General features: G+C 34.6%; 13 protein-coding genes. All 13 read right to left on the bottom strand.

The genetic code is table 11. The features are described from left to right. Nucleotides 1-15: 15 nt before the first annotated feature. A complete protein-coding gene (gene xerA, locus DW269_RS10985; RefSeq protein ID WP_117459919.1) occupies nucleotides 16-972 on the bottom strand; it encodes a site-specific tyrosine recombinase/integron integrase in 957 nt (318 codons plus the stop codon). Next, nucleotides 965-2257 (bottom strand): methylenetetrahydrofolate--tRNA-(uracil(54)-C(5))-methyltransferase (FADH(2)-oxidizing) TrmFO, encoded by a 1293-nt coding sequence (gene trmFO, locus DW269_RS10980; RefSeq protein ID WP_199410085.1) that lies wholly within the window; start codon nucleotides 2255-2257, stop codon nucleotides 965-967. The genes xerA and trmFO overlap by 8 nt, the downstream gene beginning before the upstream one ends. A 41-nt stretch (nucleotides 2258-2298) precedes the next feature. After that, nucleotides 2299-4383 (bottom strand): type I DNA topoisomerase, encoded by a 2085-nt coding sequence (gene topA, locus DW269_RS10975; RefSeq protein ID WP_117459917.1) that lies wholly within the window; start codon nucleotides 4381-4383, stop codon nucleotides 2299-2301. Between the two features lie 194 nt (nucleotides 4384-4577). Next, nucleotides 4578-5741: an RNA-guided endonuclease TnpB family protein gene (locus tag DW269_RS10970; protein ID WP_117459915.1), complete on the bottom strand. Its 1164-nt coding sequence runs from the start codon at nucleotides 5739-5741 to the stop codon at nucleotides 4578-4580. A gap of 574 nt (nucleotides 5742-6315) precedes the next feature. After that, complete coding sequence (dprA, locus tag DW269_RS10965) at nucleotides 6316-7065, bottom strand: DNA-processing protein DprA (RefSeq protein WP_117459913.1); 750 nt, start codon at nucleotides 7063-7065, stop codon at nucleotides 6316-6318. Nucleotides 7066-7130: 65 nt separating this feature from the next. Continuing rightward, nucleotides 7131-7766 (bottom strand): ribonuclease HII, encoded by a 636-nt coding sequence (locus DW269_RS10960; protein ID WP_117459911.1) that lies wholly within the window; start codon nucleotides 7764-7766, stop codon nucleotides 7131-7133. Next, complete coding sequence (gene ylqF / locus DW269_RS10955; RefSeq protein ID WP_117459909.1) at nucleotides 7759-8619, bottom strand: ribosome biogenesis GTPase YlqF; 861 nt, start codon at nucleotides 8617-8619, stop codon at nucleotides 7759-7761. Before ylqF ends, DW269_RS10960 begins: the two co-directional genes overlap by 8 nt. Nucleotides 8620-8629: 10 nt before the next feature. Then, entirely contained in the window at nucleotides 8630-9112 is a 483-nt protein-coding gene (gene lepB / locus DW269_RS10950; protein WP_158546360.1) for a signal peptidase I, read from the bottom strand. A gap of 81 nt (nucleotides 9113-9193) precedes the next feature. Next, a complete protein-coding gene (gene rplS, locus DW269_RS10945) occupies nucleotides 9194-9541 on the bottom strand; it encodes a 50S ribosomal protein L19 (RefSeq protein ID WP_117459905.1) in 348 nt (115 codons plus the stop codon). A 132-nt stretch (nucleotides 9542-9673) separates the two neighbouring features. Further along, a complete protein-coding gene (gene trmD / locus DW269_RS10940) occupies nucleotides 9674-10399 on the bottom strand; it encodes a tRNA (guanosine(37)-N1)-methyltransferase TrmD (protein WP_117459903.1) in 726 nt (241 codons plus the stop codon). After that, nucleotides 10389-10892, bottom strand: coding sequence for a ribosome maturation factor RimM (gene rimM / locus DW269_RS10935; protein ID WP_117459900.1), 504 nt, complete (start codon nucleotides 10890-10892; stop codon nucleotides 10389-10391). Before rimM ends, trmD begins: the two co-directional genes overlap by 11 nt. Nucleotides 10893-10927: 35 nt before the next feature. Continuing rightward, nucleotides 10928-11182, bottom strand: coding sequence for a KH domain-containing protein (locus tag DW269_RS10930; protein WP_006504719.1), 255 nt, complete (start codon nucleotides 11180-11182; stop codon nucleotides 10928-10930). Between the two features lie 2 nt (nucleotides 11183-11184). Further along, entirely contained in the window at nucleotides 11185-11457 is a 273-nt protein-coding gene (rpsP, locus tag DW269_RS10925; protein ID WP_006504720.1) for a 30S ribosomal protein S16, read from the bottom strand. Nucleotides 11458-11614 lie beyond the last annotated feature (157 nt).

The raw sequence follows: 11614 nt of genomic DNA, 5'->3' as shown, positions 1-11614 counted from the left end.
AGCACCGCTGTGGTGCTAATGTTTGATTATTTTTGAGACATTATCAATTTCGGTTGACACAATATTTTTTTCAATTTTCTTAAATTCTTGTCGAGGGCAGGTACGATTATATACTTCTCTTAAGTGTTCTTGGGATACATGGGTATAAATCTGAGTTGTTGATAAAGAGGAATGACCCAATAATTCTTGTACAACACGGATATCCATTCCTGCATCAAGTAAATGAGTCGCAAAAGAATGACGTATCGTATGAGGATGAATCTTACGTAAAGGATCATAGAGATACATTGTACGATCGATAATATTTTCTACTCCCCTATTTGTTAGCTTTCTTCCTCTTCTATTCACAAATACATAATCGTGTGTTTCATGATATTCATTCATAATGCTTACTCGATCATTATCTATATATTCTAGTAACCATTTCTTTGCATAATCATGAAATGGCACTTCTCTTTCTTTACTTCCTTTACCTAATACTCTAAGCATCTGTCTATTAAAATCAACCTGGGATAAACGTAATGAGACAACTTCACTTACACGAAGCCCTGATGCATACATAAGTTCTAGAAGAGCCTTATTTCTTACACCTAAAGATGTATGCGTATCAATTGAGTCTAGATAACCCATCATTTCATCTACATAAAGAAAATCAGGGTTTCTACTACCTGTCTTTAATGAATGAACCTGTGTGAAAGGATTAGAAGAAACTATCTCCTGTTTACATAAATATTTAAAGAAAGATCTAAGAGAACTCAAATAATGATTAATTGTTGTATGAGATAAGTGCTTCTCATTTAAATGAATCAAATAATTCTGAATAACATAGTAATCTACTTCCTGTAAAGAAATACTTTCTTTGCCTACAAATAAAAGAAAATCAGTCAATTCTCTATCATAAGATTCTAAAGTAAGTACAGAGTAGTTCTTTTGATATTTAAGATAGTGAAGAAAAGTTTTCTTCTCATCCATGAATGAATTCTTCCATCTTTTCTAATGCACGTTGTGCATATTTTTCTTTCTTTTCTTTTTTCTTCACTTTACCTTCTAAATCAGGAAGAATTCCAAAGTTAGCCTTCATTGGCTGGAAATCACTAGGAGAAGCATGAGTAATATAATAAGCGAGAGATCCCATAACTGTTTCTCTAGGATAGACTAGTAATTCTTCTCCCTTTAAATATCTCACCATATTCTTACCAGCCACAATACCACTCTGCGCAGATTCCACATATCCTTCTACACCAGTCATCTGACCTGCAAAGAATAAATCCTCACGATTCTTAAACTGATATGTAGGATTTAAATATGTAGGTGAATTGAAATAACAGTTACGATGCATAATACCATAGCGGACAATAGAAGCATTTGCTAATCCTGGAATCATATGAATAATACGGTCCTGTTCACCCCATTTTAAATGTGTCTGGAATCCTACAATATTATAGAGAGACCCAACCGCATTATCCTGTCTTAACTGAACAACTGCTTCAAAACGCTGACCATCCTTTTCTAGTCCTACCGGTTTCATTGGGCCAAAAAGTAATGTCTGTTTACCTCTTCTCGCAATTTCCTCAAAAGGCATACAGCCTTCAAAGAACTTTTCTTCAAAATCATGAGGCTTAACAACTTCCGCATTAATCAGTGCATCATAGAAAGCATCAAATTCTTCTTTAGTCATTGGACAGTTGATATATTCTCCATCACCCTTATCATAACGTGATTTATAAAAAGCTTTATTAAAATCAATAGATTCTTTTGTGACAATAGGAGCTGCTGCATCATAGAAATAAAAATAATCCTGATTACCCATTAAATTCATAATTTCTTTTGCGAGTGCATCACTTGTCAAAGGTCCTGAGGCAATAATAGTAGGTCCTTCAGGTATTTTTGTCACTTCTTCACGGTGTACAGTGACCAAAGGATGATTTTCAATAAATTCTGTCACTGCATGAGAAAAACCTTCACGATCGACTGCCAAAGATCCTCCTGCAGGTACGGCATGGTCTCTTGCCATCTTGATAATCAAGCTATCATTCATTGTCATTTCCTGTTTTAATACACCAACCGCATTCTTTAAACCATCTGCACGTAATGAATTAGAACATACAAGTTCTGCAAAATCACTTGTCTTATGAACATCAGTCTTTTTCACTGGTCTCATTTCATATAAATGTACAGGAATACCTTCTTTAACAAGCTGATAAGTCGCTTCAACACCAGCTAAACCTCCACCTACGACATTTACTTCCTTAATCATATTTTCCTCCAACAAAGAAAATGAACTGCATGGGCAGTTCATTATTCTTCTTTCTTTTTCTTTTCTTTAATAATTGTTTTACACTTTGGATAATTAGAGCAGGCTTTAAATGGACCAAAACGACCCTTTTTCCATACAACTGGACTGCCACAGTTAGGACATGTTTCACCTGTCTCTTCAAGCTTCTGAGGCTTGATATATTTACATTTAGGGTAATTAGAACATGCTTCAAAGCGTCCAAAACGGCCCATTTTATAGATCATAGGAGAACCACATTGAGGACATGTCTCACCTGTTTCTTCATTGATCTTATTTTCATCAGCCTTAACATATTTACATTCTGGATAATTAGAGCAGGCTACAAATTCTCCAAATCTTCCTTTTCTAATAACAAGATCTCCACCACACTCAGGACATTTTTCTCCTGTTTTTTGTGGTTCAATCTTTTCCATACCATCATAGGCTTTTTCTAATAGTGGTTCAAATACTTGTTCAAATTCAGTTAAAGCATGAACATAAGTATCCTGACCCTTCGCAATTTCATCAAGCTCATTTTCCATCTTTGCAGTATAGTCTACATTGATAATTGAATCAAAATATTCAAGAAGTTTCTTATTAGTCAAAAGACCTGATTCAGTAGGCTTGAATGTTTTCTTTTCTAAAATGACATATTCTCTAGTCTGAATTGTATCAATAATAGTGGCATAAGTAGAAGGACGGCCAATACCTAATTCTTCCATTGCCTTAATAAGTTTTGCTTCTGTATAACGTGCTGGTGGTGTAGTGAAGTGTTGTTCCTTATTGATCTTTTTAGCATCAATTTCTTCATTTTCACTCATATCTGGGAGTAATTCATTCTTACTCTTATCATATTCACCATAAACCTTTAACCAACCATCAAACTTTAAGATAGAGCCTGATGCATTAAACTTATAATCATTGTTATCTAATACTAAAGATGTACTTGCAGACTGGCTTGGTGCCATGAGTGAAGCAAGTGCACGGGCATAAATCAATGAATAAAGCTTATATTGTTCCTGTGTAAGATATTGTTTAATACTTTCTGGTGTACGTTCAATACTTGTAGGACGGATGGCTTCATGGGCATCCTGTACATTTTCAGTCTTTTTAGACACCTTAATGCTTCCCACATATTCTTTACCATATGTCTTTTCAATATAATCCATAGCAGCAGAAGTGAATTCTGGTGATAAACGGATAGAGTCAGTTCTCATATAAGTAATCAAACCGACAGTTTCAGTACCGATATCAATCCCTTCATACAATTTCTGAGCAATGGACATAGTACGTCTTGCCTTGAAGTTTAGTTTAGAAGAGGCTTCCTGCTGAAGTGTTGAAGTAATAAATGGTGCATAAGAATTTCTTTTCTTTGTTGTCTTTTTAATCTTTTCAACAGTAAAAGTTGATCCTAATGCATCATAAATAGCCTGCGCTTCTTCACCATTATGGATTTCTAACTTCTTAGTCTTATGTTTTGTAAGTTCTGCCTTGAAAGGAATATTATCCTTTTCAAATTCAGCATCGATCTTCCAGAATTCTTCTGGTACGAATGCATCAATTTCTGCTTCTCTTTCACAGATCAATCTTAACGCAACTGACTGTACACGTCCTGCAGACTTAGATTTAATCTTCTTCTGTAGTAGTTTAGAAAGCTTAAACCCAATAATTCTATCTAGAACACGTCTTGTTTCTTGTGAATGGACTAAATCCATATCAATCCTACGTGGATTTTCAATCGCATTTGTGACTGCATTCTTAGTCACTTCGTGGAATTCTACTCTCTTTGTAGTTTCAGAATCTAATCCTAATACTTCTGCCAAGTGCCATGAGATGGCTTCCCCTTCACGGTCCGGATCGGTTGCGAGATAAACATCATCTACTTTTTTAGCACATGCTTTTAATTCTTTTACAACATCTTTCTTATCTTTACTAATAACATAATGAGGGGCAAACTCATTTTCTATATCTACACCTAAGCCGCCTTTACCAGAAATAGCCAGGTCTCTGATATGTCCTTTTGATGATTTAACTACAAAATCATCGCTTAAGTATTTACTAATTGTTTTAGATTTAGATGGTGATTCGACAATAACTAAATGACTCATACATCTAACCTGCCACTCAAAATGTGATTAAACATACTCACATCGAGATAATGTAAGTTCTCACGAACATTACTTACTATGTCATCGTGTATGCTTTCGATTGACCGAAATCATATCTACTCACAAGTTCAAGTACACTCCATAGTCTTAAATTCCCGAAATAGCCTTCGGTACATACCTACGTTTGCTTTTATTTATGCAACTTCGTAAGTGGTAGCATCTCTCAGATTAAGTGCAGCATTGAAATCTCTGTCTTCGATATAGCCACAATCACATCTGAAAAGTCTATCTGAAAGCTTTAAATCTTTTTTGATATTCTTGCAACAGTGACACGTCTTAGATGATGGGAACCATCTATCTACAATTCGAAGTTCAATTCCATTTTCCCTGCATTTAGCTAGAAGCTTTGATCTAAACTCATAAAACTTCTGCGAAGCAACTGCCTTTGAAAGATGTCTGTTCTTCATCATTCCTGATACGTTTAAATCTTCAATCGTTATAAAAGATGGCTTGGTTTTCACTATCTCTGCGATTATCTTATTGATGTAATCAGTACGAATATTGTCTATTCTGTGATGAAGTTTTTGTATCTTAAGCCTTTGTTTTTGTATATTTCTTTTTTGAGTGGACTCTCCTTTCTTTAGGTTTTCATACTTACGAGAAAGACTTCTCTGTTCTCGAATAAGCTTTTTTTCAAGCTTCTTTAATTTTGCAGATTTATTGATGTTCTTATAAGTCTTTCCATTAGAAACAATCGCAAAGTCCTTTAATCCAAGGTCAATGCCAATTCCTTCACCAGAATTACTGGCTTTCCTTCTATCTGAGATTTCTATAAGAACTGAAACATAGTATCTGTCAGCCTTTATTAAGACATGACCGCTCTTAATTACATATCCGTCTTTCGTTGTGAGAATATATCCTTTCTCTTTGATGCGTACCCAGCCAAGTGACGGAATCTTGATTACGTGTCTTTCGCAAAGGCAATCTTTAGGATTATTCCTTACAAAATACATCTTTACATCAGATCTGCCTTTCTTCTTAAATTTAGGAAAGGCACTCTTGTGATCAAAGAATCTTTTAAATGCGGTCTGTCCGTTATTTACTGCCTGTGTTACCGATTTTGAATAAGCTTCCTTGATCCAGGAATATTCTGGATGGCTCGGAAGAAACTCATTGTTAAGCCATACTCTAAACTGGCCGCTGCTCATAAACTTTTTGCCACTTTCATGAAGCTCCTTATTATGAGCGAGATAGAAGTTATAGATAAATCTGCAAGTACCTATTGTTTTACGAATCTTGACTTTCTGCTCCTCTGTTGGATTTATTTCCGTTTTGAAGCCCTTCAGCAAGTTCCTCATCCCTTTCTATCAGTTTTTTTATACTTACGAAGCCCTTTGCAGCCTACAGGAAAAATCATGAAGTATTGAAACAATATCCTGCATGAGTTCTCCATCTGATTTCTAATCTAATTATAGAACAAACAGAAAATCTATGCATCAAATTCAGCTTCAAGAACGCCGATTTATAGGCGTTAATAAAATTTAATTTTCACTTACCTGTGGCTTGTGGGTATTCAAATAAATCTTTTACATTACAAAACCATCTTAAAAATGCAATTTGATCTAGTAAATGCTGATTATAAATACAACAATGCTTATTAGTTAGGGTTCAGTTTGCCTTTAAAGTTCCTTCTCTATCTCAACGTTATAATATCTTAACAGATACGCCTAAAAGTTCAATAAGATCCTTTGGTTTATAATTTATGATATTTAATGTGTTCATTTTAACGCTTCCTCTATGAGCATATTTAAACACATTCAAACACAATGGTCGATATATTCAGTTACTTATAGTTCCCTCCTTCATCACCTTATAATATGGGATTTTTTTATTTTGTCAACATATTAGTGAGAATAAGAAGCGAAACGCTTCCTATTCTTCTAAGATATCTTCTACACTCATAACTAGCTTTGCGCCCTGCTGAATCAATGAATTACAGCCTTTGCAGTCATATATACGTCCTGGAACCGCAAAGACATCCTTGCCTTGTTCTAAGGCAAAACCAACTGTAATCATTGTACCACTTTTAATATCTGCTTCAGTGACAAGAAGTTTCTGTGAGAGTCCGGCTATAATACGATTGCGTTTAGGGAAATAGTCCTTTCTAGGCGGGGTAAGACCTGGATATTCACTAATAATAAGTTCGTTTTTTAATTGATCATAGAGTTCCTTATTCATTGGTGGGTAGGGATAATCAATCCCACTTCCAAGTACTGCCACTGTATGACCATTAGATTTTAAAGCCGTACGATGGCCCACACCATCTATACCTTTAGCCATACCTGATACAATCACAAGTCCCTGTTTTACAAGATCTTCCACAAGAATACGTGTTGCCTGGACACCATACTCACTGCAGTCTCTCTTACCAATTACGCCGATACATTCATTATCTAACAATGATAAAGATCCATAATAATAGAGCACAAATGGAGGACAGTTGATGAACTTAAGATGCTGTGGATAATCATCACTAATAATAGTCGTATAAGAGCACTTAATTGTCGCAAAAAGTTCTTTCTTTAATGATTCATCTACACGTTCTTTACGTTCTAATGCCTTATAAATCAAATCAAACTGTCCATGATACTTCAATGAAAAATAAAGTAGAATATCTTCCACACAATCACCTCCTACTATATCTATTCCCTGTAAGAGGCTTCTTTTCTCAAAAAAGAGAAAGATATTTAATCTTTCTCTTCAAAATCAAATGATAATTGTTCATTCAGTACTTTTTGTACTGGCGCAAAAGATTTACGATGTATTGGAGTCACACCATATTTTTCTAATGCTTCCTTATGTGCCTTAGTGACATAACCCTTATGTTTTTCAAAGCCATATTCTGGATATTGTTTGCCATATTCCTTCAAGATGCGGTCTCGAGTCACTTTCGCAAGAATACTTGCAGCCCCAATAGATAGACTTTTCGCATCTCCTTTAATAATAGAAAGATGAGGAATATCTCCTAAAGGCATTGCATCACTTAATGTAAAATCAGGTTCTAATGATTCAACAATACGTTTCATACCAGTACGAGAGGCTTCGTAGACATTAAGTGTATCTACTTCTTCTACTGATAAAACCTCTATTTGATAAGCAAGTGCATTCTCTATAATGAGGTCATAGAGTGCTTCTCTTTTCTTTTCTGTGAGTTTCTTAGAGTCGTTAATACGTTCATCATAGAAATCTTCTGGAAAGATAACACCACCTACAACAAGTGGCCCAGCCATAGGACCTCTACCTGCTTCATCGACACCTAATATTCTAGAATAACCAGCAGCTCTGGCTTCATTCTCGTATTTTAAACGTTCCTGATTATTCATCGCTTAACTCCCAAGTAATTCTTCCTAGAGAGGCATTCTTTAAGTCATTAAAGAACGTTTCCTGAACACGGTCATAATCTGTCTCGCCTCTTAATTTCTTAATATGACGATAATCTGAAATATGATCATAAACTGGTAATACCCAATCAGAATCTAAATCAATAGTCAAATTATAACGTTCCTTCAACATTTCTGGATAATGTTTTGCGAGATAACCAATTGCATGAATAAAGAGATCATCAAGAGGAAGTATTTCCATCTTAATAGAGCCACATAATGCGACATTCATCGCTTTATTGATATCTGTAAACTTAGGTTCTAGAACACCTGGTGTATCAAAAAGTTCAAAGTCCTTATCAACACGGATAATCTGCTGAGACTTAGTAACACCTGGTTTATTTCCTACTGCAGCAGCTTTTCTTTTCGCAATCTTATTAATAAAAGTAGATTTACCTACATTTGGAATACCTGCAACAAGAGCACGAATAGGTTTAGGTTTTAATCCTCTAGCTGCTTCTTTTTCACGCTTTTCTTTTAACTGATAACGACACAAATTAACGATTTTCTTTTCTTCCTTGAAGTTCTTTAAGTCAACCGCAATAGCACTATGGCCCTGTCTTTTAAATTCTGCAATTAATGCATCTGTTGCCTTAGGATCAGCTAAATCTTTCTTTGTAAGAATATAGAGGCGTGGCTTATTCTTAATCATATAATCAAGTTCTGGATTATGTGTTGAAAAAGGAGCTCGTGCATCCACAAGTTCAATCACAATATCTACTAACTTTACTTTACTTTCGATTTCTCTTTGGGCTTTAGCCATATGCCCTGGATACCACTGAATCTGTTTTACCATAATTTCCTCCTTAATCATTACTCTTAATATGTTTTATAGGATAAATGATATATCCATTTTTAGCACGAATATCTTCTATATGAATAGGTCCAAAATATCTTGAATCATAGGATAAAGGACGGTTATCCCCTAAAACAAAATATTCATTATGCTTTAACTTGATTTTAAAATCTCTTGTATATTGTGTAAGACCTAATTCTCTTTTTTCTTTCTGTATAAAAGAAAGTTTGAAAAATGGTTCTTCTACAAGTTTACCATCAATATATAAATGATCATTATTATAGCTGATTTCTTCTCCTGGCAGTCCTATCACTCGTTTAATGATATCTTCTTTTAATGCTGCGCTGCGTACATCAACGATATCAAAACGGTGTAGATGCTTATGTGATGTAATTCCAGTCATTAAGATAAAATCTCCATCATGAATAGTAGGCATCATTGATGTTCCTTTTACCTTTACAGGAAGAACAATAAAAGTAAATAAGCATAACATAAGAGTCACTAGACCAGGTAAACATAGCTTCTTTAATTTATTCATAATATAGAAAAAAGAATGGGGTAAGCCCCCATTCTCTTATCGAATTTCTTTAATTCTAGCAGCTTTACCAGATAATCCACGTAAGTAATGTAATTTAGCTCTACGTACTTTACCAACCTTAGCTACTTCGATATGATCGATGATTGGAGAGTTTACTGGGAATACTCTTTCAACACCTACACCGTAAGAAATCTTTCTAACAGTGAAAGTTTCACCAATACCGCAACCCTTTTTAGCAATACAAACACCTTCGAACATCTGAAGACGAGTCTTATTACCTTCCTGGATCTTTACAAATACTTTTAAAGTGTCACCAGCTTTGAACTGAGGTACATCAGTCTTGATCTGGCTCTTAGTAATTTCATTTACTAACTGCATGTTCATTATAACATTTCCTCCTACACAAATTTAGTCTTGGAAGCTCATTCGTATATATAACCAGCGGAACTTCTGTGTCTTACGACTTGGCTATTATAGCACTGTCTTTTTTATAAATCAATTACTTTTTTAATTCTTTTAGAATTTCTTCTTTTTTAATTCTTTTAGAATTTCTAATTCTTCTTCTGTAAATGAACGTTTTTCTAATAAATCAGGACGTTTGATCATTGTTTTACGTAATGATTCCTTTAAACGCCATTTACGAATATTTTCATGATGACCACTTATGAGGACATCAGGAACTTTACTGCCTTCATATTCATAAGGTCTTGTATATTGAGGATATTCTAATAATCCATTAGAGAATGAATCATCTTCATGACTTGCCTGAGTGATTACTCCATGAAGTAAACGGATGACACTATCCATCACTACCATCGCACCAAGTTCTCCACCTGTAAGTACATAATCACCAATAGAAAGTTCTACATCTACATAATCACGAATACGTTCATCAAAGCCTTCATAATGACCACAGATGATCACGATATGTTTCTGATTAAGGGCTAATTCTTCAGCATAAGCCTGATGATGTGTCATACCCTGAGGGCTCATTAAAATAACAAGTGAATCCTTTGTGACTACTGTCTTTAAACAATCTAATAGAGGTTTACACATAAGCACCATGCCCTGTCCACCTCCATAAGGTGTATCATCTACACTCTTATGACGATCTGTCGCAAATTCTCTAAAATCATGAATCTTTACTTCTACATGACCACTATCAATAGCTCTTTTAATAATAGATGTTGTCAAGAATCCTTCAAACATCTCTGGAAATAATGAAAGAACATCAATCTTCATCTAAGAAGCCTCCAATCAATGAGACATCAATACGCTTATGTTCAATATCCTTATTCTTTACAAAAGCATCAATATAAGGAATCATAACCTTCTTACCATTTACATCTACACCAATAATAGCCTGTGCACCCTGATATACATCAGTCACCTTACCAATATAAGTACCATTATTATAAACTTCACAATCCACAATATCAGAAATATAATGCATGCCTTCAGGTAGTAAAGAAGTATCCTTAGGGGCATAACAAATACATCCCTTATACTTTTCTACTTCATTAATATCTGTATAGCCTTTAAATGCAATCATATCAAAACCTTTATGGATATAATGCTTACTGATTTCAAAATCAAGATATTCTCTTGGTGTTTTGACAAGAATATGGCTGCCAGGGGCAAAGCGCTGTTCTCCAAAATCAGTTGAAGAAGCAATCTTTAAATCACCCTTGATTCCAAATGTATTAATGATTTTACCAATTTCTACAAGTTCCATTTGTACCTCCAAAAAAAAGGAAGTGTACACTTCCTTTATTCCTCACCATATGATTCAAATTTGATATCTAATCTCTTATGCATACCACGTGTGCTTACAGACATAAGCTGTCTGATAGAATTAGCCATAACACCTTTTCTACCAATTAATTTAGAAATATCATCATGTGATGCATAAACATATAGAACAATCGCATTATCATCTAATGAAGGCATTTCTCTAACCTCTAACTTATCACGATCATTGACAAGTTCAAGACAGATGTCCTGTAATGCCTTAACGTAATCCATAATTATTTAGCCTTCTTAGATTCAGCAAATTCTTTGATTACGCCTTCTTTAGAAAGGATGTTCTTAACTGTGTCAGAAGGCTGAGCACCGTTACCTAACCACTTTAAGATTTCTTCTTTCTTTAAAGAAACCTTAGCTGGGTTCTGTCTTGGATCATAAGTTCCTAACTGTTCAATGAAACGACCATCTCTTGGCATTCTTGAATCAGCTGCAACAATTCTATAAAATGGTGACTTCTTAGCACCCATTCTCTTTAATCTTAATTTAACTGCCATTGTATTTTCCTCCGATTAATTTAATTTGCTTACTTATAATACCATATTCAAATTAGGTGTCAAGTATTTTTACTTGACACTTTAACTTTTTTTGAATGCCTCAATTGTAAAATGAAACTGGAATTAAGGAATTGGGATAAAGGGGCATGCCCCTTTA

The organism is Catenibacterium sp. AM22-6LB (genome assembly GCF_003435615.1).
GTDB lineage: Bacteria > Bacillota_I > Bacilli_A > Erysipelotrichales > Coprobacillaceae > Catenibacterium > Catenibacterium mitsuoka_A.
The sequence above is the reverse complement of the archived record's forward strand: the minus strand, read 5'-3'. Positions and strand labels throughout refer to the sequence as shown.

What these genes read in the sequence shown, in the direction of transcription:
- xerA (WP_117459919.1), bottom strand. Translation starts at nt 972, where the DNA reads ATGGATGAGAAGAAAACTTTTCTTCACTATCTTAAATATCAAAAGAAC.
- trmFO (WP_199410085.1), bottom strand. Translation starts at nt 2,257, where the DNA reads ATGATTAAGGAAGTAAATGTCGTAGGTGGAGGTTTAGCTGGTGTTGAA.
- topA (WP_117459917.1), bottom strand. Translation starts at nt 4,383, where the DNA reads ATGAGTCATTTAGTTATTGTCGAATCACCATCTAAATCTAAAACAATT.
- DW269_RS10970 (WP_117459915.1), bottom strand. Translation starts at nt 5,741, where the DNA reads ATGAGGAACTTGCTGAAGGGCTTCAAAACGGAAATAAATCCAACAGAG.
- DW269_RS10960 (WP_117459911.1), bottom strand. Translation starts at nt 7,766, where the DNA reads ATGAATAATCAGGAACGTTTAAAATACGAGAATGAAGCCAGAGCTGCT.
- ylqF (WP_117459909.1), bottom strand. Translation starts at nt 8,619, where the DNA reads ATGGTAAAACAGATTCAGTGGTATCCAGGGCATATGGCTAAAGCCCAA.
- lepB (WP_158546360.1), bottom strand. Translation starts at nt 9,112, where the DNA reads ATGTTATGCTTATTTACTTTTATTGTTCTTCCTGTAAAGGTAAAAGGA.
- rplS (WP_117459905.1), bottom strand. Translation starts at nt 9,541, where the DNA reads ATGAACATGCAGTTAGTAAATGAAATTACTAAGAGCCAGATCAAGACT.
- trmD (WP_117459903.1), bottom strand. Translation starts at nt 10,399, where the DNA reads ATGAAGATTGATGTTCTTTCATTATTTCCAGAGATGTTTGAAGGATTC.
- rimM (WP_117459900.1), bottom strand. Translation starts at nt 10,892, where the DNA reads ATGGAACTTGTAGAAATTGGTAAAATCATTAATACATTTGGAATCAAG.
- DW269_RS10930 (WP_006504719.1), bottom strand. Translation starts at nt 11,182, where the DNA reads ATGGATTACGTTAAGGCATTACAGGACATCTGTCTTGAACTTGTCAAT.
- rpsP (WP_006504720.1), bottom strand. Translation starts at nt 11,457, where the DNA reads ATGGCAGTTAAATTAAGATTAAAGAGAATGGGTGCTAAGAAGTCACCA.